This is a genomic window from Roseibium aggregatum (genome assembly GCF_017309185.1).
Classification (GTDB): Bacteria; Pseudomonadota; Alphaproteobacteria; order Rhizobiales; family Stappiaceae; genus Roseibium; species Roseibium aggregatum_B.
On sequence record NZ_JAEKJZ010000002.1, the window covers coordinates 636,294 to 660,817 of the forward strand.

The 24,524-nt window shown below is 59.3% G+C and carries 24 protein-coding genes; 7 read left to right on the forward strand and 17 right to left on the reverse strand.

Annotated elements, in window-relative coordinates:
- Positions 1-7: 7 nt before the first annotated feature.
- The gene (locus JF539_RS15090) at positions 8-346 is read right to left on the reverse strand and encodes an ArsR/SmtB family transcription factor (protein ID WP_207141484.1); all 339 of its coding nucleotides are present in this window, start codon (positions 344-346) and stop codon (positions 8-10) included.
- Between the two features lie 70 nt (positions 347-416).
- On the reverse strand, positions 417-875 hold the full coding sequence (locus JF539_RS15095) for a winged helix DNA-binding protein (RefSeq protein ID WP_209017337.1): 459 nt from the start codon (positions 873-875) through the stop codon (positions 417-419).
- A gap of 244 nt (positions 876-1,119) precedes the next feature.
- Here JF539_RS15095 and JF539_RS15100 point away from each other — a divergent pair, with 244 nt between their 5' ends.
- From JF539_RS15100 to JF539_RS15110, 3 genes are all read left to right on the forward strand, one after another.
- Positions 1,120-2,577, forward strand: a complete 1,458-nt coding sequence (locus JF539_RS15100) for a glycosyltransferase family 39 protein (protein WP_207141486.1) — start codon at positions 1,120-1,122, stop codon at positions 2,575-2,577.
- A gap of 178 nt (positions 2,578-2,755) precedes the next feature.
- Positions 2,756-6,337, forward strand: coding sequence for a hydantoinase B/oxoprolinase family protein (locus JF539_RS15105; protein WP_207141487.1), 3,582 nt, complete (start codon positions 2,756-2,758; stop codon positions 6,335-6,337).
- Between the two features lie 221 nt (positions 6,338-6,558).
- Positions 6,559-8,313, forward strand: a complete 1,755-nt coding sequence (locus JF539_RS15110) for a methyl-accepting chemotaxis protein (RefSeq protein WP_207141488.1) — start codon at positions 6,559-6,561, stop codon at positions 8,311-8,313.
- A 261-nt stretch (positions 8,314-8,574) separates the two neighbouring features.
- Here JF539_RS15110 and JF539_RS15115 read toward each other — a convergent pair whose 3' ends face one another.
- Positions 8,575-9,351 carry a HugZ family protein gene (locus JF539_RS15115; RefSeq protein WP_207141489.1) on the reverse strand — a complete coding sequence of 259 codons (777 nt, stop codon included), beginning with the start codon at positions 9,349-9,351 and terminating at the stop codon, positions 8,575-8,577.
- Between the two features lie 188 nt (positions 9,352-9,539).
- Between JF539_RS15115 and JF539_RS15120 the strand changes: the two genes are divergently transcribed.
- Together JF539_RS15120 and JF539_RS15125 are read left to right on the forward strand one after the other, a co-directional pair.
- On the forward strand, positions 9,540-9,914 hold the full coding sequence (locus JF539_RS15120; protein ID WP_207141490.1) for a BA14K family protein: 375 nt from the start codon (positions 9,540-9,542) through the stop codon (positions 9,912-9,914).
- Positions 9,915-10,300: 386 nt separating this feature from the next.
- Positions 10,301-10,723 carry a BA14K family protein gene (locus JF539_RS15125; RefSeq protein WP_207141491.1) on the forward strand — a complete coding sequence of 141 codons (423 nt, stop codon included), beginning with the start codon at positions 10,301-10,303 and terminating at the stop codon, positions 10,721-10,723.
- 92 nt (positions 10,724-10,815) lie between these two features.
- Here JF539_RS15125 and JF539_RS15130 read toward each other — a convergent pair whose 3' ends face one another.
- Positions 10,816-12,036, reverse strand: a complete 1,221-nt coding sequence (locus JF539_RS15130) for an alanine racemase (RefSeq protein ID WP_207141492.1) — start codon at positions 12,034-12,036, stop codon at positions 10,816-10,818.
- Between the two features lie 72 nt (positions 12,037-12,108).
- Entirely contained in the window at positions 12,109-12,828 is a 720-nt protein-coding gene (locus JF539_RS15135; protein ID WP_209017306.1) for an extensin family protein, read from the reverse strand.
- A 173-nt stretch (positions 12,829-13,001) separates the two neighbouring features.
- Between JF539_RS15135 and JF539_RS15140 the strand changes: the two genes are divergently transcribed.
- Complete coding sequence (locus JF539_RS15140; protein ID WP_207141494.1) at positions 13,002-13,628, forward strand: LysE family translocator; 627 nt, start codon at positions 13,002-13,004, stop codon at positions 13,626-13,628.
- 44 nt (positions 13,629-13,672) lie between these two features.
- Here the strand turns inward: JF539_RS15140 and JF539_RS15145 are convergent, their stop codons facing one another.
- Together JF539_RS15145 and JF539_RS15150 are read right to left on the reverse strand one after the other, a co-directional pair.
- On the reverse strand, positions 13,673-14,713 hold the full coding sequence (locus tag JF539_RS15145) for a DUF2336 domain-containing protein (protein ID WP_209017307.1): 1,041 nt from the start codon (positions 14,711-14,713) through the stop codon (positions 13,673-13,675).
- Positions 14,714-15,438: 725 nt separating this feature from the next.
- Positions 15,439-16,296: an FMN-dependent NADH-azoreductase gene (locus JF539_RS15150; RefSeq protein WP_209017308.1), complete on the reverse strand. Its 858-nt coding sequence runs from the start codon at positions 16,294-16,296 to the stop codon at positions 15,439-15,441.
- Positions 16,297-16,388: 92 nt separating this feature from the next.
- Here JF539_RS15150 and JF539_RS15155 point away from each other — a divergent pair, with 92 nt between their 5' ends.
- Entirely contained in the window at positions 16,389-17,429 is a 1,041-nt protein-coding gene (locus JF539_RS15155) for a GlxA family transcriptional regulator (protein WP_207141496.1), read from the forward strand.
- 65 nt (positions 17,430-17,494) lie between these two features.
- Here JF539_RS15155 and JF539_RS15160 read toward each other — a convergent pair whose 3' ends face one another.
- The 10 genes from JF539_RS15160 to JF539_RS15205 all read right to left on the reverse strand — a co-directional run bounded on the left by JF539_RS15160 (position 17,495) and on the right by JF539_RS15205 (position 24,524).
- Entirely contained in the window at positions 17,495-18,274 is a 780-nt protein-coding gene (locus JF539_RS15160) for a methyltransferase family protein (RefSeq protein WP_207141497.1), read from the reverse strand.
- Positions 18,275-18,483: 209 nt separating this feature from the next.
- Positions 18,484-18,669, reverse strand: coding sequence for a hypothetical protein (locus JF539_RS15165; protein WP_207141498.1), 186 nt, complete (start codon positions 18,667-18,669; stop codon positions 18,484-18,486).
- Entirely contained in the window at positions 18,666-18,923 is a 258-nt protein-coding gene (locus JF539_RS15170) for a hypothetical protein (protein ID WP_207141499.1), read from the reverse strand. The genes JF539_RS15165 and JF539_RS15170 overlap by 4 nt, the downstream gene beginning before the upstream one ends.
- Positions 18,901-19,260: a hypothetical protein gene (locus JF539_RS15175; RefSeq protein WP_207141500.1), complete on the reverse strand. Its 360-nt coding sequence runs from the start codon at positions 19,258-19,260 to the stop codon at positions 18,901-18,903. The genes JF539_RS15170 and JF539_RS15175 overlap by 23 nt, the downstream gene beginning before the upstream one ends.
- Positions 19,257-19,763, reverse strand: a complete 507-nt coding sequence (locus JF539_RS15180) for a lysozyme (RefSeq protein ID WP_207141501.1) — start codon at positions 19,761-19,763, stop codon at positions 19,257-19,259. Before JF539_RS15180 ends, JF539_RS15175 begins: the two co-directional genes overlap by 4 nt.
- Complete coding sequence (locus JF539_RS15185; protein WP_207141502.1) at positions 19,756-19,968, reverse strand: hypothetical protein; 213 nt, start codon at positions 19,966-19,968, stop codon at positions 19,756-19,758. The genes JF539_RS15180 and JF539_RS15185 overlap by 8 nt, the downstream gene beginning before the upstream one ends.
- A 68-nt stretch (positions 19,969-20,036) precedes the next feature.
- Entirely contained in the window at positions 20,037-20,771 is a 735-nt protein-coding gene (locus JF539_RS15190; RefSeq protein ID WP_328809252.1) for a TylF/MycF/NovP-related O-methyltransferase, read from the reverse strand.
- A 191-nt stretch (positions 20,772-20,962) separates the two neighbouring features.
- A complete protein-coding gene (locus tag JF539_RS15195; RefSeq protein ID WP_207141503.1) occupies positions 20,963-22,198 on the reverse strand; it encodes a hypothetical protein in 1,236 nt (411 codons plus the stop codon).
- 248 nt (positions 22,199-22,446) lie between these two features.
- The gene (locus tag JF539_RS15200; RefSeq protein WP_207141504.1) at positions 22,447-23,988 is read right to left on the reverse strand and encodes a hypothetical protein; all 1,542 of its coding nucleotides are present in this window, start codon (positions 23,986-23,988) and stop codon (positions 22,447-22,449) included.
- 14 nt (positions 23,989-24,002) lie between these two features.
- Complete coding sequence (locus JF539_RS15205) at positions 24,003-24,524, reverse strand: virion core protein, T7 gp14 family (RefSeq protein WP_207141505.1); 522 nt, start codon at positions 24,522-24,524, stop codon at positions 24,003-24,005.

A 24,524-nucleotide genomic window follows, 5' to 3' on the forward strand; every position in this document is an offset into this window, starting at 1 on the left:
GGTCCTGTCAGATGCCTTTCGGCAATTGGAAAGCGTCGGTGGAGAAACAGCAGACGGCAGGATCGTTACCGCAGCAATCCTCCATCAGGAACATCAGAAGCTTGCGCATCCGCTGATAGTCGACGGCATAGAGAATATGCCGTCCCTCCCGGCGCGTCGTCAGCAGGTTCGCCCGCTCCAAAGTCGTCAGATGAAACGACATGCGCGTCGGTTGAATATCCAGCCTTTCCGCGATCGTGCCGGAGGGCAAGCCCTGCGGACCGGCCGTCATCAGCAGTCGGAACGCCGCCAACCGGTCGTCCTGAGCGAGCGCGCCCAGCGCGCGTACAGCATCCTGATCTTCCATAATTCGACCTTACAAGAAATTTTGGAATATTCAACAAATGAATTGCGCCCGTGCAGACTCCGTTGCGGTTTCACATGGCCGCGGCGGCACGCGCTGCCTGATCGTAATTGCCGGACACAAGACGGAGCGTTGCCGCGAGTTTGGAAAGTTCACCCTCGTCGAGGCCCAGCGCCTTCATGGGCTCCACCAGCAGGGCCTCGCGCAGGCGCTTGTATTCCAGACAGGCACTCTCGCCCGACGTGGTGATTTCCGCCGTCTTTTCCTTGCCCCGGCGGCCGGAACTTATCAAACCGGCCTTTTCCAGCTTCTTCAGGGCGTAGGTCACCGTATGGGTGTCTTCGATGTTAAGGACCAGACAGATGTCGGACAGCGTCTTGGCCCGCCCCCTGTGGTTGACGGAATGGAGTACCTGCACATCCAGCGGCCCCAGCCCTTCGGAACCGCTGGCCGTCATCGCGCGAACCATCCATCGGTAATAGGCGTTGACCATCATCGTGACGGCAAACTCGATCTCGGACAGAGCCGGCATGGCCCCCGAGGCGAGATGCGCTGCGGACACGACGGGGCCGATGGCTGCGCCCGTTTTCTCTTCTGGCTTGTCCGTCAATTTTCAGACCTCCGGATGCGTTGGAAGTGCGAGAGTAGATCCAACAGCCAAATTATCAACATAATGCCGGTAAAACGTCGCCAAAAACCTCTGCAAGAAAGAACCTTTTTTCCTCGGCCTGCATTGGGTAGCGTTCCAACAAAACCCCTTGGGAGGAAAATAGGAGGTGCGACAGTCCCGTTTAAACAGGCTTTCAAGGCCGGACGCCGGCCCCCTCATCCTGCTGCTCATTCTGGCCGTCTCAGCGCTGCTGCGCATTCGCGATCTGGACCGCACGAGCCTCTGGTATGACGAGGCCGTGAGCTGGAGCCAGTCCAGCGGAACCTTCGGCGACCTGCTGTCTTCCGTCGCGGCAGACAATTATCCGCCTCTGCATAATATCATCCTGTGGCTGATCATGCCCGTGTTCGGGGACAGCGAGAGCGCTCTCAGATTTCCCTCCGCCCTTCTGGGCGTCCTCGCGGTGTGGCTGCTCTTTCGTGCAGGCACCATTTTGAACGGGCGGTCCACCGGTCTGCTGGCCGCCGCCCTTCTGGCCGTCTCGCCGTTTCACATCTGGTATTCAACGGAAGCGCGCATGTACGCGCTGCTCGCGGCCTGTGGCCTTGCCTTCCTGCTCTGCGTTCTCAAGGTTCTGGAAAAACCTTCCCCTCTCTGGCTGACCGGTCTTGCCGCAGCCGGTACCCTGTTTCTCTACAGTCACATCTATGCCCTGTTCGGTTTCGCTGCCGTGGGCCTTGTATGCGCCGCCTTCGCCATCGGCGATCTCTTCAGAACAGGATCTCTGCGCGGTTCGCGCGCCCTGAACGCGTGCCTTGCCATGGCGGTCAGCGCATTCGCCTTTCTGCCGTGGCTGATCGTTCTGGCAGACCGCGCCCGGTCGGTTGCGCAAACGGACTTCTGGATTGCCTTCCCCGACACAGCATTTCTCAACGCCCTGGCTTTTGGGCTGGCGGGTTCGCTCACGCTGTTCTGGATACTCCTGGCCCTGGCGGCGGCCGGCGTGCTTTTCTGTCTTTTCGGTTCCGCCGGCACATCCGGACAAAGCAGAATTCTCAAGCGCCTCATTGCCGTCTGCTGTGCTTACACATTCGGCCCTGCGACACTGGCTTACCTGTATTCGGTCCTGGTCCAGCCGATCCTGTTTGACAGATACCTGATCGCGGCCTGGCCAGGTCTTCTGCTGCTGGCCGCCGCCGGTGCGCAAAAACTGGCTCCGAAATATGGCCCCGTAACGGTTTTTGCCGCCACACTGGCGCTCACTTATCCAGAGCTCGAGTTCACGCTCTTTCAGAAGATACGGCCCGAGTGGCGGGAAATCGTGGCGGATTACAAGCAGCACATGTCACCCGGTGACCGGCTCACGCTTTACAAAGGCTTCGCCGCCCCTGCCCTGGCCTACTACCTGCGCGAACCGGCGAACTTCGATGCAGTGGAGAACATCGATGAGTTGCGGCGAATGAAGCCCTCTGACGGAGACTGGCTCCTGGTCGTCCACTGCTCCCGGAGGGAAACGGACGAAGCAGTCGCGGCTTTCGGCGAGGACGAAGAAGCGACCGTTTCCCAACGCTTTGGCTGGGGTGCAAGTGGATTGAAACTGATGCATTGGAAGACCGCGCGCTAGACATCCGCCCTCAGGCGCCAAGTCATCCATTCCTTGGGTTCCAAGCCGGCCAGGGTATGCGAAATTTTTCATCGACATTTTATCGATAAAATGTCAACGTAGTTTGAATGGACACTCAAGCCGGAACAGCCGGGCGTGCCGCTCGGAACCCGGCAAGGTCAAAGCAAAGGAAACAAGCATGACAGCCAAGTGGGACTTCTGGATCGACCGCGGGGGCACCTTCACCGATATCGTCGGACGGGCTCCGGACGGGACGCTTCACCCGCACAAGGTGCTGTCGGAAAACCCGGAGGCCTACCGGGACGCCGCCATCCAGGGCATCCGGGAGCTTCTCGGCGTTGAAAAAGGCGCGCCGATCCCCTCCGAGAGGATCGCGACGGTAAAAATGGGAACGACCGTAGCGACAAACGCGCTTCTGGAACGCAAGGGAGAACGCACCGCCCTGTTCATCACCAGGGGGTTCCGGGATGCGCTGGAGATCGGCTATCAGGCCCGTCCGGACATTTTCGCCAAGGAGATCGTCAAGCCTGAACTGCTCTACGAGAGCGTTTATGAAATCACCGAGCGCGTGCGCGCTGACGGCACTTTGGAAACTGCGCTGGACGAACCGCAGGCCCGCACTGAAATGCAGGCGGCCTGGGACGCCGGCATCCGCTCCATCGCCATCGTGCTGATGCACGCCTATGCCTATCCGGCGCATGAGCAGGCCTTGAAAAAGATCGCCGAGGAGATTGGTTTCCCGCAGATATCCGTCTCGCACGAGGTCTCGCCGCTCATGAAGCTCGTCGGGCGCGGCGATACCACGGTGGTGGATGCCTATCTGTCGCCGATCCTGCGCCGTTACGTGAACCAGGTTCAGGAAGAACTTGGCGAAGGCCCCAGGCTGATGTTCATGCAGTCTTCGGGCGGTCTGACCGCCGCAGACCTGTTTCAGGGCAAGGACGCGATCCTCTCTGGCCCCGCGGGCGGTGTCGTCGGCGCCGTCGAAACCTCGCGCATGGCGGGCTACGACAAGATCATCGGCTTCGACATGGGGGGAACTTCAACGGATGTCTGCCATTTCGACAGTGAGTACGAGCGGGCGTTCGAGACGGAAGTGGCCGGCGTACGCATGCGCGCGCCGATGATGATGATCCACACGGTGGCAGCCGGCGGCGGCTCGATCCTGCATTACGCCGACGGCCGCTTTCAGGTGGGACCGGACTCTGCCGGCGCCAATCCGGGCCCGGCCTGCTACCGTCGCGGCGGCCCTCTGACGGTCACGGACGCCAACCTCATGACGGGCAAGCTTGCGCCGGACTTCTTTCCGAAGATTTTCGGCCCGAACCAGGACCAGCCTCTGGATGGCGACATCGTCCGCCAGAAATTCGCGGATCTGGCGGCGAAAATCGGTGACGGCCGGTCTCCGGAGGAAGTCGCCGACGGTTTTCTGAAAATCGCCGTTGAGAACATGGCCAATGCCATCAAGAAAATTTCCGTCCAGCGCGGCTACGACGTCACCGAGTATGCGCTGACCTGTTTTGGCGGCGCCGGTGGCCAGACCGGATGCCGTGTCGCCGACAGCCTCGGCATGAAGACCGTGATCCTGCATCCTTTCTCCGGCATTCTGTCCGCCTACGGCATGGGACTTGCCGATATCCGGGCGGGCCGGCAGCAGGCGGTGGTCAAGACCCTGACGGAGGAACTTCTTCCAGAACTCGCCGAACTGCGCGACCACCTGGCCTCCCGGACCGAGGCAGAACTGGACCGGCAGGCGGTACCGGCAGCAGAACAGCGGACAACGGCGACCGCTCATCTTCGTTATGACGGCACCGATACGCCTTTACCGGTTCCTCTCGGCGGCGTCGATGAAATGCGGGCAGCCTTCGAAGACGCCCACAAGAAGCAATTCGGTTTCGCCTACGAGAACAAGCCCGTTGTCGTTGAAGCGCTTGAAGTCGAAACGGCGGGTGGCGGAGCAGGTCTGACCGAACCGGACCTCACACTCTCGTCCGACGATCCGGCACCCGTTACCTCAATGGAGCTCTTCTCGGAGGGCGAATGGCACACGGCCGGGATCTACAAACGCGACGTCTTGAAACCCGGCACGAAAGTTACCGGTCCCGCCGTCATCATCGAACCGCATGCCACCATCGCCGTCGAAAGCGGCTGGCAGGCGGAAATCAACGCCAAGGATCACGTCATCCTGAAACGGATCGTCCCGCTCAAACGGGCCGAAGCCATCGGAACCCATGCCGATCCGGTGATGCTGGAAGTGTTCAACAACCTGTTCATGTCCATTGCGGAGCAGATGGGCGTGACGCTGCAGAACACGGCTTATTCCGTGAACATCAAGGAGCGTCTGGACTTTTCCTGCGCCGTCTTCGATGCCGACGGCGCGCTCGTGGCCAACGCACCGCACATGCCGGTGCATTTGGGCTCCATGGACCGCTCGGTCGAGACGATCATCAAGCTCAATGAAGGCAGAATCAGACCGGGCGACGTATTTTCCCTGAACGCCCCCTACAACGGCGGCACCCATCTGCCCGACATCACCGTGGTGTCCCCGGTGTTCGACGACCACGGCAAGGAAATCCTGTTCTGGGCCGCATCGCGCGGACACCATGCCGATGTCGGCGGTTCGGCACCCGGCTCCATGACCCCGCGGGCGACCAATGTCGACGAGGAAGGCGTTCTGTTCGACAACTTCAAGATCGTCGACCGGGGACATTTCCGCGAAAAGGAACTGGTCGAGCTTCTGACGGATCATCCCTACCCGGCCAGAAACCCGCATCAGAATGTCGCCGACCTCTCCGCCCAGATCGCAGCAAACGAAAAGGGCATTCAGGAACTGCGAAAAATGGTGACCCATTTCGGGCTTGACGTGGTGCAGGCCTACATGGGGCACGTTCAGGACAACGCGGAAGAAAGCGTGCGCCGGGTAATCGAGGCCCTGAAGGATTCAGAATACGAATATCCGACCGACCAGGGGTCGCTGATCAAGGTCAGGATCACCGTCGACAAGGAAAACCGGGAGGCCACCGTCGATTTCACGGGCACCACCGGTGTGAAACCGAACAATTTCAACGCACCGGAACCGGTGACCCGCGCCGCCATTCTCTATTGCTTCCGCGTGATGGTGGAAGGAGACATCCCGATGAACGCGGGCTGTCTGAAGCCGATCCGGATCGTCATTCCGGACGATTGCATGCTGCGCCCCTCCTATCCCGCCGCCGTCGTCGCGGGCAATGTGGAGACCTCTCAGCATGTCACCAACGCGGTGCTCGCCGCCCTTGGCGCCATGGCCAACGCCCAGGGCACCATGAACAACCTCACCTTCGGCAACGATACCTATCAGTATTACGAGACCATCTGCTCCGGCTCCCCCGCCGGACCGGGTTTTAACGGCACAGACGGCGTCCATACCCACATGACCAACTCCCGGCTGACCGACCCGGAAGTTCTGGAATTCCGCTTCCCGGTGCTTCTTGAGGATTTTCACATCCGCAAGGGATCGGGAGGCACGGGCAAATGGCATGCCGGAGACGGGACACGGCGGACCTTGCGTTTCCTGGAGGAGATGGACTGCGCCATTCTTGCCTCTCACCGCACGATCACGCCCAAGGGTCTCGAAGGAGGTGGAAACGGCGAGCTCGGACGTACGGAAGTTCGTCGTCTGGACGGCTCCATTCAAAAGCTTGAGGGCTGTGACCAGACCATCCTGAGGCCGGGAGAGGCGGTCACCGTCATCACCCCGACTGCGGGCGGCTGGGGAAGCTAACAGATCCTCAAAGAGCCTCCCGGCCCAGCACAACGGGGCCGGGAATCTCTTTTGCAACGCAAAAAAACGTTATTTCTCACAAGGATATATCTACGTATGAGTGCATTTTATTAAGGCGCACACCCAGAACTTTACCATTTTTTCAACCATAGATAGGCAACACTAGGGAAGAATGCGTTTCCGTTCGGATTCGCCGGCAAATGCAAAAGGGTTCCCGACGAATGTTTGCTTCCAACCCCGTCTCGACCTCCGTCACAGCCAAAATTCTATCGCTCGTAGCTTTCCTGAGCCTTGGCACGCTCATCGTGGCGGCGGTCAGCATTCTGCAAATGAGCCTTATCGGCAAGGAACTCGCCAATATTGCCGAAAAGGACATTCCACTGACAGAGGCCATCAGTCATGTAACCAACCATCAGTTGGAACAGGCTGCGCTCGTGGAGAGGATCATGCGCCTGTCCGGTCTCCGTTCCGAATCCGAAGCCGCCTCGATCGCCGCATTGACGGACACGCTCCATAAACTCGAAGTTCAGGTCGCCGATGAAATCCTGAAGGCGGAGGACCTTGCCCGAAACGCACTGGAAAGCTCCTCGACGGAGGCGGAGCAGCGCGAATTCTCAAAGGCGCTGACGCAGCTCGAGCAGATCGAAAAGGAATATGCGGCCTACAAGACCCACGTCGATGAAATCATGCATCTGATCGCGTCGAACGACCTGGAGACCGCGAGCCGGATGCTTGCCCAGCTGGAAGAGGAGCAAAGCCGGCTGGACCACGAACTGATCGCCCTTCTGGACGAAATAGAGGGTTTCACGCAAAACGCCGCAAGAGCCGCGGAACAGCATGAGCGGGAAGCTTTTCGCCAAATCCTCACCATCTCGGTTATCACGTTATTGTTGTGCGGTGTTTGCGCAGTTCTTTTCACCCGCTTTCTGATCTCCAAGCCGCTCAACCAGGTCACCAACGGTCTCCTTGAGCTCGCAAAAGGCAATACCGACGTGGAAGTGCGCAGCCGCTCGAGGGACGAGATCGGCAAGGTTGCTCAGGCATTCGAGACATTTCGTGCCAATACGATCGAAATGAAACGCCTTCAGGAACAGGCGAGGGAAGAGGAAGCTCAGGCCGAAGAGGAACGCCGCGAGACAAGACTCCGGCTCGCCGACGAACTGGAAAACTCTCTCGGCGCGATCTGCAGCGCGGTCGGACAGGCGTTGAAGGATCTCATGGAGGGCGCGGATCAACTTTCGAAGAACAGCGAGGAAACCATTCAGCGTTCGCACACGGTCGCCGCAGCGGCCGAAGAGGCCAGCGCAAGCGTTCAGTCGGTCGCGTCGGCCGCGGAAGAATTGGCAAGCTCGATCCAGGAAATCAGCCGCCAGGTAACGCTTGCGAACTCCTCGACGAGCCTGACCTCTGAACAGGCCGAGAAATCGGGAGACAGCGTGGGAAGCCTCACCAGTTCAGCCGAAGAAATCACGGAAGTCCTGAACCTGATCACCGATATCGCGGCCCAGACCAACCTGCTCGCCCTGAACGCGACCATCGAGGCGGCGAGGGCTGGAGAAGCAGGCAAGGGCTTCGCCGTCGTGGCTTCCGAGGTGAAGGCGCTCGCAACCCAGACCGGACAGGCGACCGATCAGATCGGTTCGCAATTGAGCGGAGTGCAGTCCGGCGCTACAACCTGCTCCAGCGCGATCATCACGGTGGTCAAATCGATGTCCGATATTCGCGAGCAGATCGCGGGGATTGCATCGGCCATCGAGGAACAAAACGCAGTGACCTCGGAAATCGCAAGAAACGCGAGCGATGTGGCCCTCGGCAGCAGCGACATTTCGACGAACATTCTCGAGGTCAACCGGGCTGCCCAAACCTCCGGTGACAAGGTCAGGGACGTTGTCGGCCACATTCAGCACGTTTCCGACCAGGTCGAGACCATCCGGGAGAGGCTGGGCGACTTCCTCGGACATCTGCGCGCTGCTTAGGGTCGCCTTTAAAGGGAAACCTCTTGCACCGCTCTTTGCTTTGAAAGCTGCGATTTCAGGCAGCGGGAAACGACTTGCTCTAGTCACCCGTGTCTGAAGGTCGCTTCAATTGGCGGCATGCCGGAGTGGCCTTCACAACCAAAAAGACGACCGGCAGGGTTGGCTTCCCGTGTGGTTTTCGAAATTGAAATTCGTTGCTGAGAGCGCCGCAGCTCTCAGACGAATTTCAATCCCGCCAGACCGGGTCACACACCCTGGCGCCTACGCGTTTCGAGCCTGGAGCGCGAGGGCGACAAGCGTCGACCTCAACTCTTCCGGACCACCGAGCGGTTCACCGAACCAGAGCCGCTCCACCTTGTCTCCCGCGACCAGATCCAGCCCTTCCGGATCCAGGCAGGCGAGTCGCCAGTTCGCCTGCTCCGCCTTGAGCAGCACTTCCGCATAAAGCTTGATCGCATCGCGGTGATCTTCGTTCATGTGAGCGACCGCCCCGTCGTCCATCGAAGCCCACTGGTCCGGATCGGCGATCGCTGTCGTCAGATCGCTCTTGTCAAGTTCGAAGGCCTTGCCGAACCCGCCGTTCAGGCTTGCGCGCAGAAGATTCAGCCGGAAAAAGGCAAAATCGCCGAAATCGACGTACAGCTCTGCCTTCGGATGGCGGGCCAGATAACGTCTCCGCAGACGCTCGTGCTGCGCACTACCGCGTTCTACCCGTTCCGCCGTGCAAAAGAGGGAAACGCGGGGGTGAGCGAGCGGATCGCCCTTGCCCGGCTCGCCGACCAGCAGCGAACAATCGGGATTTTCAAGGATGGCTTTGGTATGTCCGGAGAGCGTGCTGGTCAAAATGACCGGAGCACCGTCAAGGTCGGTTGCAACAGCGACCCTGCTGGCGAGCGGATGTCCCGTTCCCGCCTCGATCGCCGCAAGGGCTCCAAACCGCGCCGACCGGATCAGGCCCTTTGCCAATGTCCGCGCCTGGTCGTCGGTCGGCCGGATGACCGATTTGGGTTCTTTGCTGTTTTCGTCCCGATTGCTCACGAAGTTCCCCTGTCTCAAGGACGGTCTCGAAGACCGCCACCAAGCGTTTCGGACAAGACCACATCAGACCGGGATCCTGAACGCCAGATGAACGGCCGTCTCAGAACCGGTTCAGGGCCCTTGTGCGATTTTGGCATCATCAGTTACGGCGCCGTTTGAAAAGGCGCATGCCCTTGGAGATACATGCAATGAAGAGTGTGAGCAAACGTCTGATCGCAGCCGCCCTGACCGGCGCCCTCCTCCTGCCGACGGTTGCCACCGCCGAAGCCGGACCGAAACACGGTTGGAACAATCGAGGCGGTCACCATCATCACCATGGCAAAAAACGTCACAAGAACAACGACAATGTCGGCGCGGCAGTCGCTGCCGGCGTAATCGGCCTGGCGGCTGGCGCTCTCATTGCCGGTGCAAACAGGCAACCGGTTTACGCGGGCCCGCCGCCGGTCAGTTACTATCCGCCAGCCCCCTATCCCGGCCAGGTCTATGGCCCTGCGGGATATCAGCCCTGGAACTCCGGCTGCCGGATCTTCCATAGGAACGGGACCTGCGCGGACAGGTACTGACATCCTTGAAATGGTCACAGTGCCTTCGATCGCCCCCTGTCCATCGGGTTACAGCGAATGAGGAATTCGCACCGACCCTTTCAAAGGTACTGTGACCGCCTCGTTCAAGCCGTACATGACTCTCGGTTCCAGTCAGGAAAGGACCGGTACGTTCGAGGCTGGAGCGCCCGAGTTATCCGGCTCGAACATCAGGTCGAAAAACTGGCCGGTTCCCACTCAGGCACACGAATACGTTTCTGCCAGAAATCACGGTATGTCGAGACCAACCGGCAATATGAACGCCAGATGAACGGCCGTCTCAGAACCGGTTCAGAGCCTGTGTGCGATCTTGGCATCATCAGTTACGGCGCCGATCCAAGAGGCGCATGTCCGTGGAGATACACGCAATGAAAAATGTGAACAAACGCCTGATCGCGGCGGCCCTGACCGGGGCGCTTCTCCTGCCAACCGTGGCAACGGCTGAAGCCGGACCGAGACACGGCTGGAACAACCGCGGCGGTCACCATCATCACCATGGCAAAAGACGTCACAGGAACAACGACAATGTCGGCGCGGCTGTGGCCGCCGGCGTGATCGGTCTCGCGGCAGGAGCTATTATTCTCGGCGCAGCCAGGCAACCGGCCTACGCGGGCCCGCCGCCGGTCACCTACTACCCGCCTGCCCCCTACCCCGGTCAGGTTCATGGGGCGGCCGGCTTCCAGCCCTGGAGCCCCGCCTGGTACAGGTATTGCGCGTCGAAATACCGGTCCTTCAATCCGTCGACGGGCACCTTCACCACCTATCAGGGCGAACAGCGCTTCTGTCAGTAGACACCAGGAACATCCCCCGAACTTCCGGTGGCACGCGACAGGTCAGCCGAACTGGCCGCCCGCCTGCCACCGTTTTTTTCGTTTTCTGGAATTCAGTCTGCCATCGTCTCGATCGAGGCAAAGCCTTCCGGGGCCTTGCCGGCATCGAACGGCGTCTTCACTTCGATGACCTTGTCCGGATAAAAGCCGTTGAAACGGGTGCGCAGCGACAGGCTGTAAGCACCGATATGGCCGATCTCGATCCAGTCTCCGGTGTCCACGGTCTCGGGCAGCCAGAACGGGCGCGAAAGAATATCCACGCTGTCGCATGTCGCGCCGCAGACTTTGAAGGGAACGATGTTGTCCGCCTGTCCGGAGCGGGTCTTGCGGGCCGGATCCGGGATGAACCGGGCCGGCAGGGTGATTTTGCCTGTCCAGCTGTCGGAGAGCGAAGCCCAGATACCGTCGTTGATGTAAAGCCGCCGCCCCTTCTTCAAGAGAACGCGCACAATTAGCGAAATCGACCGGGCGACGATCACCCGTCCGGGCTCGGCGACCAGAGGCAGACTATCGAACTGCCAGTCGGCAATGTCGGTTTTCAGCTGCGCCATGAGGTCTTCCAGGGAAGGCATTTCCGGAACCTTCCGGCGTGGATCGTGGCCATAGACGGCCGGAAATCCACCGCCGACGTCCAGTTCCACAATGGGGACGCCTGCCCTCGACCTGACCCAATCCGCCGACGCCAGGGCCCGTTCGTAGGTCTCCGGCTCCTCGATCTGACTGCCGACGTGAAAACATAAGCCGCATTTGAAACCGATGCGATGAATGCGCTGGAGCAATTCCACGGCGTGGCCCGGCGCCGCGCCGAATTTCTTGGAAAGTTCGTAAGCCGCATGCCCCTTCGTCGCAATCCTGACGAAAAGCGTGATCGTACCCGGATCGATATCCAGGGCCCGCACGATCCGCAAGATCTTGGCGACCTCGTCCTCGTGATCCAGCGACAGCGTGCGGATGCGATAGGTCTCCAGCGCGAGACGGATATCCGATTGCGCCTTGATCGGATGCATGTAGAGCAACTCCGCCTTCGGAGCCGCCTTGCGCACCGCCTCGAATTCGGCCGGAGACGCAACATCGAAACAGTCGATACCGGCCTTGGCCAGCGTTTCCAGCACGAAGGGTTCGCCGTTGGTCTTTACAGCGTAGGCCGTCTTGCCGGGAAACAAGGTCTGAAACTGCCTTGCGTCCTCAAGCAGCACATCGGGCCGGAAGCAATAGACCGGCTGGTCCGGACGCAGATCGAGGGCGGCATCAATGGCGGTATCATAGCGGTCCATGAAGGGCTCCGGCGGTTGGAGGCAGTTCCTCAAGGGAACAAGCCTCGCCGGCTTTTGCAAGACGGGATTGTCTCATTGACAGATTAGATAGGTACAGTCCTTGCCGTGACAGCCGGTGTCCACATGGATATGGGACTTGTGGTCAGCATCCGCATCCGGTCCAAGCACGGTCGTGAAGCGCCGGCACGCGGCCGCATGAATCGACTTCAGAAAGGCGCCCGGTTTTGTCTCGGTCCCCCAGTCCCGTTCCACCGAGACCGCCGATCCCTCGGAAAGTTGAAAATACGCCAGATCGATGGCCCGGCCTTTCCCGTGCTCGGACACTTTCCCGTCCGGCCTGTTGTTACGCCTCCGGCAATGGTATCCCGGACCGGTGCCCAACAGGGTCACCCGATCACCAAGCTGCTCTTGCGCGGCAGGCAGAACATCCTGCCGCAGCCAGTCGACGAGTTTCCGCGCGAAATCGCAAGAGAGCGTGACATTTCCGGGAAAGCTGACCCGATCCGCGCCCTTCCCGACACTGACGAGTCTGACCGGCCTTTCGATACCGCAGGTATCCTCACTTGCTTGTTCGATATCGATCTGTCCGGAAACAGGCTCGATCTGCCGGTAGTCCGCGCCATCGATGTGGCAGGTCTCCGGAAGGGAAGCCGCTTCGCCGGCCTGAGGGGGCTGCGGAGCTTTGACGGCATCTGGCTTGCCGGCCGGTCGGAGCGGTTTGGCGCGAGGCAGGTCGACACCTTCCAGAAACTCTTGCCCACCGCTTTCCCGAAGAGGTTTCGCAGCCGGCACTGGGTCGTCAGCGCAGGCAACCGACGGACCGAAAGCCAGAACCAAAATGTAAAAAGAACCTGCCAAAAGGCTTCTGAGCATATGAACCTCACCGCCAACCATGCAAGATGCCAATCATTGAACGTAACGCTTGTCATGTATAATGTTCGCGACTTCAGACGAAAGCGACTTTCATGACACTTGAGCTATATCTGGCCTATATCACCGCGACCCTGATTGTTCTCGCGATCCCGGGCCCCACCATCATGCTGGTGATCAGTTACGCCCTGACACAAGGCAAGAAGTCTGCATTCGCCAGTGTTGTGGGTGTCGGGCTGGGCGATGCCACCGCTGCGGCGGCTTCGCTCTTGGGGCTGGGAGCGGTCCTTGCGGCTTCGGCGACCGCTTTCACCATACTCAAATGGATTGGCGCTGCTTACCTTGTCTGGATCGGCATCAAAATGTGGTGCAGCCGTCCGGCACCTCTCGGGACCCGGCAGGTTGCCGACGTACCGGCCCGCAAGATTTTCTGGAACGCCTATGTCGTCACATCGCTGAATCCCAAGGGCATCGTTTTCTTCATAGCCTTTCTGCCGCATTTTATCGCCCCCCAGGCCCCGGTCGTCCCCCAGCTTGCCTTGCTGGGCACGACGTTCGTGGTGCTCGGCATCCTGAACGCTGCAATCTATGCCTTGGCCGCGGCCGCGATAGGCCGGAGACTGAGAAACCCCTCGCTCATGAACCTGGTGAACAAGGTCGGCGGCGGATTTTTGATCTCCGCTGCAGCCATGACTGCCGCGCTTAAACGGAGCGCAGCCTAGGATTTCAGGAAAACGGGATCTGTTGCGGTTCCGCGGAAATCCGCTTATTTCGCATCTGCGGCGGAAGGAGCTTTGCGGCCCGTTTTGCCTTTCGAAGCCAACCCGGAACCCGCTTGCTTGAGAGCTTCCAGGGACCTGCGGGCCCCTTCCGATGACAAGGCCGAGTAGCGCTGAATGGAAGCGTTAAGCTCGTGACCGCCCAGACGAAGACGGCGCGCCCGCATGGTCAGGATATCTTTGTAAGCAACCGGCGTGACGTCGTTTGCCTTGCACAGAATGACAAGAGGCTTGTCGTTGGCGCTGAGCAACAATTGCGAGACCGCCGCCGGGGGCAACTCGCTCACCTTGGCAAGCAAAATGCCCAACTCGACAGTTCTGTCAGCACGGGCAAAGGCACTCACCGCGTCATCGATGCTCGTTTTCTTGCTAACCACATCCTTGATCAGAGCGTTCGATTCTTCCCGCGTTTCATCCAGGCGATGCGCGCGCGCCGCAACCTCTGTCGCGGCACGCTCGGCCAGCAACTGAACAAGCGTGCTGTCGGCGCCCAGAACGGAAATGCGTTCCTTCAATTGCTCGGTCAAGAACGGCAGCAACAGTTTGGCGGCCTCGTCAGGCAGGTCCGGTCGGTTGACGAGCGCGGCCTGAATGCTTTCGTCAGACTTTGCCTTTTCAACGAGCTTTATGAAGGAGGAATCCGCGAATTCGGCGCCCTGGTTTTCGGCAACTTTGCTTAAAACCTTCGCGTTGCCCCGCTCCACCAAAACCGCCGTGACCGTTTTGTCGACCGTTTTGCGACCCGCTATGGCGCCGAGATGGTCCATGGAAGCTGTCGCAGCGATTGACTGAAGGTCTTCCGAAGTCAGCGCCGGCGAATTTTTCAGGACCGGCTCGGCCACCTTGAAAGTATCGTTGGCCAGCTTGACCATGAGCTCCCGAGGACCTTTTTCGTGACACATCCTTTTTGAAAGAACGATTCGCGTTTCTTCTTCCAGCTGGCCCAGGACCTTCAGGACAATGTCGCCGAATAGCAGGCTGATCTGTTCGTCCCGATCGTCGCCGGCCGAGAAAAACAGGTCCGTCAAAGAGCTGACAAAGCTCTTCCGTCCTGCGGAACTTTGATCCCGCGCCAGGTCAGAAAGTTTTGAAAGACTGAACATCACCTCTCCGGAACGCTCCTCGCGTTAACCCCGACGTTATCAAAGGCCTGTTAACATTAGACTACTGAATGGAGACCCGGTCTCTTCGAATAGCTTCTGCGTTTCAGCAGCGGCAACCGGGCCGGTGCCCTTCCTAATTCGCAAGAGGCAAACCGGGCAGATAACGATACGACACCCGGATCGAGAAAGTTTGCCGCGAAATTTGGCCGACAGTCGCTGCGCTGCATCATGTGCGCCATCAAGGCTTAACTTTTTCGCCGTCGGACGCCCCTTCGCAAAGAGCAACTGCTCATTGCATTGCAATATCTTTTTTGCTTCGTTTTGAAATTTCCCTGCCTTAGTATCGCCCGGTCAAACAGGGGTAATCGGGAGTGGACAGATGACCAACGTACGGAACCTGAACATGATTGCCTTTCTCGTGGCCTTCGCCTTTCTGGCTGCGATTGTGGTGGGTGTTATCTGAGATAGATAACAAGTGAATGTTTGAACGAGACCTGCTGGCAGAAGCGGGCGGCAAACCGATCTGAAAAGGAAATAGCGGCAGCCGGTTCCGGCCCGAACCGCCGCACCAGAAGGGAGCGGCGGACGGCAGGGACATATCCGGTCACCGCCCACGTCTCCTGTTTCTTCTGTCCAAACAGACAGTCTGCTCAAGCGGCAATCTCCAGCGTGCGGGTCAAAGCTGCATCGCGCCTGGAAGGGTCCACCATCAACTGGTCGGCCGCGATGAAAGAAACATCCGTAATGCCGACAAAACCCAGGACATGTTTGAGATAGGTCGCAGCGTAATCGATGTCCGACCCGACTTTGGTGCCGCCCGACGCCACAATCACGTATGCCTTCTTGTCTTCCAGCAGACCTACCGGGCCATCTTCCGTGTATTTGAAGGTTTCCCGCGCCCGCGCGATAAGATCGACCCAGGCTTTCAGTGCGGCCGGTATCGAAAAGTTGTAGATCGGCGTTCCGATGACAATCGTATCGGCGGCTTTCAGTTCGGCAACAAGAGTGTCGGACAACGCGAGCGTCTTGCGTTGCGTCTCGCTGCGCTGCTCAGGATCCGTGAAGCTCGCGCCAATCCAGTCTTCATCCAGAAAAGGCAGACCTTGAGAAATATCCCGGCTCACAACCTTTGCCTCGGGGTACCTGTGCTGAAGACGCTCCACCAGCTTTCCCGAAAGCTCACGCGTCACGGAACCGGATTTACGCGCCGAGGCGTCAATTTGAAGAATGGTTTTTGACGGACTGCTCATGGTTTTCTCCGATCGAGTAAAGCCGGTGCCTGGCCTGTTGTTCACAATTTCGAGATATGTATTGAAATTCACAGCCACTAGGTCTGTTTTTGTGAACAGTCTGTCTTTCCGGTTGTCTTCCACCTTTGAACAAAGGCGGTTCAAGTACCCGTCCCAGACCCGGGTAAACGCACGGCCAAAACGGTCTTCGCGGGCTGTCGGCTTTGTAAGTAGCCTTGCAAAGAATTTGAGAACTTCTTGCAAATAACCGGCGGCCATCTTGATTTTTTTTAAAAAACAGCCAGCAACGAGCCCACAAAGGTCAGATATCGGAATATAAAGTACTTGGATCGGGCTGGGGGGAAGGAAAAATGCGCCAAATCTCGGTGAGCCTCGTATGTTTGCCGGAAGTGGAGGCAAGCACGCTCTATGGAGCGGGAGATGCCTTCGTGGCAAGCGGTGGGCTGTGGAAGGCGATGACGGGAACGGAAGCCCCGAAGAACTGCATCTTCGTTCCCGAGACCGTAGGCCATGAAGCCGGTCAGGTGACGTCCAGTTTCGGCTTTCCAATCGTTGTCCAGAAAAGCTTCCGCGACATGGCTGAGACGGATATCGTTTACATTCCTTCGCTTCTGATCGGCGACCTGCCGGCATTCGCGCAAGCCAACAAGGAAGCCGTCGACTGGATCAGAACACAGTACCGGAACGGCGCGATAGTTGCAGCGGCTTGCACCGGAACCTTGCTGCTTGCGGAAACCGGACTGCTGGATCATGCACCTGCCACCTCCCACTGGGCGGCTGCCGGCCTGATGAAAAGCCACCACCCCAATGTGCAACTGGCGGAAAGACGGATCTTGTCCTTCGCCGGAAAGGGGCAGAGGCTGATAACCGCTGGCGGAGCCTCTTCCTGGCAGGACCTTTGCCTGTATCTGATCATGCGCTTCGCGGGGATGGAAACCGCAAGGGAGGTCTCCAAGCTGTTCCTGTTTCAGTGGCATCGCGACGGCCAGACGCCCTATGCAGCTCTCCAGCGAAACACACAGCACGACGATGCCATTATCGGGCAGGCCCAGCTTTGGCTCGCCGAGAACTATGAACATCCCCGCGCCCTGGCGACTGCGGTGGAAACGTCGGGTCTCAACGAACGGACGTTCAACCGCCGTTTCAACGCCGCCACCGGGCTCGCACCTTCGGAGTATCTGCAACTCCTCAGACTTGAGGAAGCCAAGCAGATCCTTGAAACGACGCCCCTTTCTGTTGAAGAGATCGCGGCAAAAGTCGGCTATTCGGACGAAGCCTCCTTCCGCCGCCTTTTCAAGCGCATTGTCGGCATGACGCCGGCCGAATACCGCCGGAAATATGTCTTTCCGACGCGCGAGCAAATCGAGGAAAAGGGCGGCTTCGGACGTTGATGGGGATCGGCGCGTTCAAACGCGCACGACCCTGCCCTTCAACGCGGCTGTGCTTTTCGATTGCCTCAACTTCCGGCACTCCCAATCTTGGTCCCACCGGAGGCCTTGAACCGCGGAATCGGGAGCAGCATCGGAACCTCTCGCCGGTAGCATGCATACTCCGCCCCGAAGAGCCGCAGCAACGAACGCTCCTCAAAGTATAGGCCGATGAGCATGTAGAGCGTCATGGAGCCCGCGAACAGCGCATGTCCGGCGGTCATATGCGGCGTACACCAGAAAATCAGGAGAGAACCGGCCTGCATCGGGTGGCGCACAAACCGGTACAGTGCCGGTGTTTGGAAACCGTGCTGCGGCAATTCCTGCTTGCGAAAGTTGCACCAGACCTGGCGCAGGCCGAAAAGCTCGAAATGATCGATCAGATGCGTCGACCAGAGCACGACGGCGGCGCCAGCGAGGAACGCACCGTAAAACGGGAAAGCTGCCCATCCCGAAAAAGACCAGATTTCCGCCGGCAACGGACGCCAGACCCACATGACAAGCGCCAGACAGCATGTCGCCTGCAGCACGAAAACACTCCGTTCCGCAGCCGGGGAAACGATCTTCGTCCAACGCGTTTTGAAGCCTTCCCGCGCCATGAGACTGTGGAGAAAGCCGAACAGGATAACCGCGCCTAAATTGACAGACACCGCGCTCAAGAGGGGTCCGCTCGCACCGGAATTGATTGTCTTGGGAACTCCGATCTCGAGCAGGAAAGCCGCCAGGTAAACAAAGATCGCATTGAACAGAAGGTAAGTCGTTAATCCAAAAACCAAAATCATAACTCGTGACATCTCGTTTTCCTTCACACAATTTGCCTTCAGGCAGGTGACGGATAGATGAGCCACGGAAGCTTTGAGTTTGAGGGGCGTTTCGGACAGGACCGTGCCGGATCGGACGGCTACGTCCCAACGAGTCGTGTAATTTCGGTTGGTAGCGCGGGCTGAACGGAGGAGCCTTCACGTAGCGAACCGGTGCCTGGAAGGCGTTCAGAACCGCTCGAACCGGACGCTTCAGATCAAGACCTCTCCTTGAACCAGGTGCTGTGGATCTTGGCGGCGATTTGAACCAGAAGCCAGACAGCCCCAAGGACCGGCAACACAAGCTGTGCCTCGGTGGCAAGCCATTCGATCCAGTTGTGAATTCGCGGCCACGCAAGGGCGCCCACGGCGACCGGCGCGGTAATCATGTCCTGTTTGGTCAATTCGCCCCCCTTTCGAAGCCGGTCCTGATCCCGTCGTACCAGCGCGCGCAGCGCCTCACCCGCGCGTTGGCCCGGTCGAGCGCGTTGTCTGTCCGGATCAGGGCCGTATCCAGCGGCTCGCCCTCGCGGACGCCCGAGCGCTCCCGCTTGCGGCAATCGTCCGGGTAGTTCGGCAAATTCCTGGAGGCCTCGGTTTCCCCGGTCCTTGTCGCGGCCAGGCGCAAGCGCGCGTCACCGGTTTCGCAGGCGGTCAACAAGAGCAGGCTGCACAACGCAGCTATCCTCGACGGTCGAAACATGGTGTTCCAGCTCCTGTGCGGTGGCTTCCGCGTCGGCGGTGGCCTTTTCGATTTCGGTTTGCAGTTCCCGGTTGACCGCATCGGCCACCGTCTTGCGGCGTTTGAGTTCTTGCAGCTCAGCCCGGGCCGCGGTCAGTTCGGCCTTGGCCACAAGCCCGGTCCTGGCAATACGCACCGCCGCGGCCTTGTCGACCTGATGCAAAACAAAAAGGCCGCCCAGGAAGGCGGCCCCAATGACAAGCTTGCGGAGAAACGGGCTTTGCCAAACCGCCCCGAGAATGGTCGCGATCATTTCAGGCCTGCCATGCAAAGCTCATATTCACCCATGCGGAGACGGTCGCCATGTTCCCGCCGCAGCACCAGGCCGCGAATGCGCTTCCCACCCGCCTTGTTGAACCAGGTCAGCGCCTTGCACGCACCGGCATACTGGCGGTCCCGCGCCCGCTTGGCCGCCGTTGACCGGCAGATCGCCCCGGTCCCGACGTTGTAAGCCGCATCCAGCATGGCGGCCTGCAAGCTCAGCGGCAGCGCGTCGTAACTGGAAACGCATTTCTGAAGCGGCCGCCGGTAGTCCTTTTCAAGGGTCTCGTAGAGCATGGCGGCGCACTCTTTGTCAGTGTAGGTGTCGCCCTTCTTCACACCCTTGGTTTCGCCGGTGCAGACAGTCCAGACCCGCCCGAGCCTGTCCCAATAGGCGGTGTTCTCGGTCCCCTCCCAGGGGACGGTCAGATAAGTTGCGGTCAGCGCGACCAGCCCAAGGCCGGAGGCGAGCGCCGCCTTGGCGCGTTTACTCATCGTCCATATCCTTTTGAGCGAGAATTCGACCGACAAACGCGCCCGCCGTTGCCAGCGCCGAGAGAGCGGCAAGCCGCCCCGGCGCAATGAAGTCACCCAGGAAGGGCAACGCGACTTCCGCGCCCGACAGCAAAGCCGCAAGCGCAATCAACCGTATGCTCCAGGCCCTTTGCAGGACCCGGCGCCAATCGGAAACGAGGTTCATGGAAAAGCCCTTCAGGCATAAAAAAACCGCCTCAAGGGCGGTTTAAATCTGGTCGTAATTTCAGTTTGCTAGGGTTTTATCAGGACACCGGAGCCCGTCGGCATTGTCAGGACCGATGTTCCTTTTGATGCCGCGAATTCGTTCCACATTTCATACTGCTCTTCGTTCGAACGGAACGCATAGTCGTCAATCAGTACAACCGCAGATCTCGAAACGCGATCCCAGAGTTCATTGATTACTTCTTTCTCATACAATGCGTGGTTCAGATCCACGGACAGGTATGCGATTTTTTCAATTGGTGCCGCGGCTAAAGTTCCAGGCAGTTCACCCTTGATTAGCTTGGCATTCGGGAACGGAGCAAAGTTTTTCTCTGCGTACTCAAAGCAATCGAAATAAACTTTATTCTGTTTCCGAACTGACTCTCTGCCATCGTCCGGAATACCATTGAACGTATCGAATAGGAAAAAGTTGCGTGGGATATTTTGAAAGTTCAATGCGTGGCATATCGTGAGTGACAAGAGCCCCAGAAAGACACCACACTCAACAAAGTCTCCTTCAAGCGTAAGACCATGCCGAGCAGCCCAAACTGCGGTGTGAGCCCGAAACCTAACGTCTTTGGTTCTGCCGCCCCATGCAGGCCGATTTCCTTCGACCGCCTTTTCCCAACCTCTTGCAAAGTCTGGATCTTCCATGAAGGCAAGGTTCTTTTTACGGACAGCCAGATTGTCCCCTGTGTATTCAAAGCCTTCTACTACGGGCTTCTTAAATCTTTTTCGCACGGCTCGACCGATTCCGAAGACCACTTCACACCTCCACAGATAGAGCAGATGGCGGGTTTATAGCAGGTGACTTTAGACCGTCAAAAATTGTCTTTCTTAATGTCCCCGACTATCCGGCTTAAAAAATATATTTCACGACAGACGAAGAACATAAAAGACTTCGCCTCACCATCACCAACCTCGATAGATCGCTTTTGGCTCACGAGATCAAATAATCACCTTAAAATCACTTGACCGTAGACTTCCGGCGAACCACTGCTAGAGCTGGGTCCGAGGCCTTGACCTGAGTACACTGCAGAAGTGAAATACTCGATTCTGTATGTTTTTCCAGAAACTACTGGGTACGAACCCATGACGGTCAATGATCCGGAGTTACCATTCGTCGCAAGACCGGAAAAACAAGTACCGATTTCAACTCCGTCCGTCACATTGTAAAGCCTAACAGTTGAATAGTTGGTTCGGAAAAACAGAACGGAGATGTCACATACCCGGTCAATCAAAGAAGTGAATTCGTTTGACACCAAGTCAACAATTCCTTCTGGGTCGTGCGCGATGTGGTTTAATGGATAAGGCGTCCACGCATTTGTTGTATTTGTGCCACCGCTTTGGCCGGCTGCCAAACGGTACTGAATGACGGCAATACTGGAAACCTTAGACATTAGATTATCTAGGTTCGCCTCAACCTGTGCCAGCGCCGCCGAGTAGGCCGCGATCGCATCGGCCGCCGCCGTTCCTGCACTGGTGGCCGCTGCCTCGGCATCGTCCTTCGCGGCCTCTGCTCCACTCTTCGCCGCCTCCGCCGCCGCCTGCGCTTCGCTTGCCCCCGTGGCCGCCGCCGAGACCGCCCCGGCGGCGTTCGAGGCCACGGACGCGTGGTCGCCGGCGTTCGTCGCAGCCGTTTCAGCCGCACTTTGCGCGACTTGGGCATCGGACACCGCTTCGGAAATCGCCGCACTGTCGATCAGGGCTGGAACGAGCGCGTTGCCCTGCCGCACAAATCCATATCCGTCCGGGAGGTCTGGCACTTCAAGATCGGGCAATGTTCCTTCCAGACTCGGAGACACGGACAGAGACCGGCTGACCTGTCCGGCGATCGCCTGGACGGACAGGGCCGTCCGGTCCATCGACCTTTCGATGATCTCCGGATCGATCTCCCCGCCTTCCAGCGTAAACGGCTGCTCGTAGGTACTGACCAGCGTCACGGTCAGACGTTCACCGGCCGCCAGATCGGAGGCGGTGAAGAACACCGTGCCCGTCTCATAGGCCCCGCCGGTAAACGACCAGTTTCCCGGCGCTTGCTGATACGTCCATTCCGTGTCCGTGCCGGAGGTATCGGTATGGATCACCAGCAGGTCTTCTTCATCGACAAACTGAAAATCCAGATCGACGCGATCGGTCACCCCGTCGCCGGCGATCTGGGCACGGCCACCCGTTAGGGCTGCAATAGTCATGGCTGGTTTCCCCAAAAGAAAAGGGACGCAAATGCGTCCCGGAAAGCGATCCGTTTCGGCCATGGTGGCCGTGTTTCATGTCGATATGCCCGTCGAAAGCAAAGAGCAGCCCAGGAAGGGCCACATCTCACGGCCTTCGTTTCACGCACGCCTTGGAGCCTGAAATCTACAGAACGAGGTATCAGAACGGCCCGATCACTCATCCGCTCGTTCGATGTTCAAAAAACTGGGACGGGAGAACTGACAGATTAGCTGACTGCGGCGCCACCGCCGCCGTATATCCCCAGCCTTTCAAGAACCTCGTTGCCACCGGCGTCTTCAGACCGGTCGCCTCCGCCGCGTCCCGCCAACCGGTTTTCAAGCTCCTTCCGCCTGGCAGGCTCCCTTGCCCCGGCCAGCACGGCGGCTGCGTCCGTACCGGACAAGGCCCGCCCTATGGTAAGAATTTTCCAGGCTGCCCCATCTTTGCGCAGCTTGACTCCGTCACTCGACAGCGCGAGCGCATCCGGATCGAGCACCTCAAGCGCCGTCAGCCGGTCCATCGCCCCAGAAACCTCGCCCGGAGCCACACTGTCCAAGCCGGCCCGAAGACCCCGCACATAGGTCTCGGGCAATACACCCTTGGTGCGCAGCAGCGTCCGCGCCAGCTCGTCCCGATCCGTCCCGCCTCCGTCCAGAGCGCGATAAGCGCGTTCGGCCAGGTCCCGCTCCGCCGCATTATGAGGATCGCCCGGCCCGCTGGAACGAGCCCAGGCGATCGCCGCGAGATCCCGTTCCCGCTCGTGAACCTGAGTGTTCAAGCTGTCGAGCAGCCGATTTTTCTGGTGCCACTCCAAAAACCCGTTTTCGCGAATGCCGTCCGGATCGACAGTCAACGGATTCTCAGCGATCGCCGCGGAAAATTGCGCCTCCTCCTGAAGCACCATCGACGCCTTTTTCCTCAGCGCGCTGTCGAGCAGCCTGTTCCGGGTGTGTGCAGGCAACTCTCTGGCAAACCGCGTGAATTCGGAAAGGGATCCTGTTACCGGATCCGCAGCGCCAGTCTCATTTTCAGCGTTGTTAAAATCGTGACCAGCGCCCCCGAAGTGTTGGGAGGCATCGGCACCCGCTTCTTCCGCATTTGTCGTCAGCCTGGAAAGGCCCTCGATCCGCTCGTCGAGTGGACGGCTTTCCACCCAGGCTTCAGCCAGTTTCAACCGGGTCTCCCGCCTCAGCCCCGCTTTCACGTCCAGTGGCAGGGGAGCGGCTTCGACCAGCGCCTCCAGGTCCTCACTGGCGGCGTCGACCCCTCGAGGGTTCGTACGGATCTCCGTCACGGTCCGGTCTCGAGCCGCCGAAATACCCGTTTCATAGTATTTTCGTCCGTCGGCGGCTTCGATCGAAGCGAACCTATACGCATAGCCGTCCCGCCGCGCGGATGCCTCCTGCATGAATTGCCGTCTGGACGCTTCCGGCAACGCTTGCGCTGCCATCGTCTCGGCAGCGTCCAACTGGCCCATCAGATCCTCGGTCAGACCGGCTCCGCCTGCGCGCGCTTTCTGCCGCGCCTCGGCAACCGTCTCCCGAAGCCGGTCTTCGACGCGCTGATGCGCGTATTTGACCTCATAGTCCTCGATTTTCTGCTGCCGTTTCCGCGCCAGTTGCGCCAACCGGCCGACTTGCCCGGCGGACTGCTGGATCTGCCCACCCAGCCGGACGGTTGCCGCGCCCACTGCCGTATCCGCAACGACTTGCGGAGAGCCGAAACCGGGCAGCGACTGTGTGCCTTTGAATTTCTGCAGTCTCGCCATGAACGGACTCCTTGTTAGCGTGCACCCCTGGGCGCTTTAAGCGGGGCACCGCTGTAATAGGCGTTTCCCAGTGTCGTGAAGGCACCGGTGACACCACCCAGGATCGCCCCGGTCGCCCCGATACTTCCCGCCTGGCGGTAGGAATCGGCACGCTCAAGCGCCGTATTTGCCTCGAAGGTCAGATTGTCCCGTTGGCCCTCCGCCCGGTAGCGGATCGCCTCGACAGTCTGCGCCGCCTCGAAGGCGTTGTCGTCCGCCACATCGGTGAGCGACCCGGTCTCCGACAGCCCCCGCTCCGCTCCGGCGGCCCGGTTGAAGCCTTGGACTCTTTCAAGTTGCTGCAGGGTGCGTCGACGCTCGAAAGAGGCCTGGGTCTGGTTGACTTCCTTCTGCCGCTCCGCCAGTTCGGCGCGCCGTTCCTCGGCACGTGCATTGGCTTCCGCCTGCTGGCGAATGCCTTCGGCCTGCACGGCGCCCCCGGCGACCGACCCCGCGACGGAAACGGCGGTCAGGATCGCGGAAATTGGATCGCACAT

Coding starts and splice junctions, on each gene's coding strand:
- JF539_RS15090 (WP_207141484.1), bottom strand. CDS start 346: ATGGAAGATCAGGATGCTGTACGCGCGCTGGGCGCGCTCGCTCAGGAC.
- JF539_RS15095 (WP_209017337.1), bottom strand. CDS start 875: ATGCCGGCTCTGTCCGAGATCGAGTTTGCCGTCACGATGATGGTCAAC.
- JF539_RS15105 (WP_207141487.1), top strand. CDS start 2,756: ATGACAGCCAAGTGGGACTTCTGGATCGACCGCGGGGGCACCTTCACC.
- JF539_RS15110 (WP_207141488.1), top strand. CDS start 6,559: ATGTTTGCTTCCAACCCCGTCTCGACCTCCGTCACAGCCAAAATTCTA.
- JF539_RS15120 (WP_207141490.1), top strand. CDS start 9,540: ATGAAGAGTGTGAGCAAACGTCTGATCGCAGCCGCCCTGACCGGCGCC.
- JF539_RS15125 (WP_207141491.1), top strand. CDS start 10,301: ATGAAAAATGTGAACAAACGCCTGATCGCGGCGGCCCTGACCGGGGCG.
- JF539_RS15130 (WP_207141492.1), bottom strand. CDS start 12,036: ATGGACCGCTATGATACCGCCATTGATGCCGCCCTCGATCTGCGTCCG.
- JF539_RS15140 (WP_207141494.1), top strand. CDS start 13,002: ATGACACTTGAGCTATATCTGGCCTATATCACCGCGACCCTGATTGTT.
- JF539_RS15150 (WP_209017308.1), bottom strand. CDS start 16,296: ATGGCCGCCGGTTATTTGCAAGAAGTTCTCAAATTCTTTGCAAGGCTA.
- JF539_RS15155 (WP_207141496.1), top strand. CDS start 16,389: ATGCGCCAAATCTCGGTGAGCCTCGTATGTTTGCCGGAAGTGGAGGCA.
- JF539_RS15175 (WP_207141500.1), bottom strand. CDS start 19,260: ATGATCGCGACCATTCTCGGGGCGGTTTGGCAAAGCCCGTTTCTCCGC.
- JF539_RS15180 (WP_207141501.1), bottom strand. CDS start 19,763: ATGAGTAAACGCGCCAAGGCGGCGCTCGCCTCCGGCCTTGGGCTGGTC.
- JF539_RS15185 (WP_207141502.1), bottom strand. CDS start 19,968: ATGAACCTCGTTTCCGATTGGCGCCGGGTCCTGCAAAGGGCCTGGAGC.
- JF539_RS15195 (WP_207141503.1), bottom strand. CDS start 22,198: ATGACTATTGCAGCCCTAACGGGTGGCCGTGCCCAGATCGCCGGCGAC.
- JF539_RS15200 (WP_207141504.1), bottom strand. CDS start 23,988: ATGGCGAGACTGCAGAAATTCAAAGGCACACAGTCGCTGCCCGGTTTC.
- JF539_RS15205 (WP_207141505.1), bottom strand. CDS start 24,524: ATGTGCGATCCAATTTCCGCGATCCTGACCGCCGTTTCCGTCGCGGGG.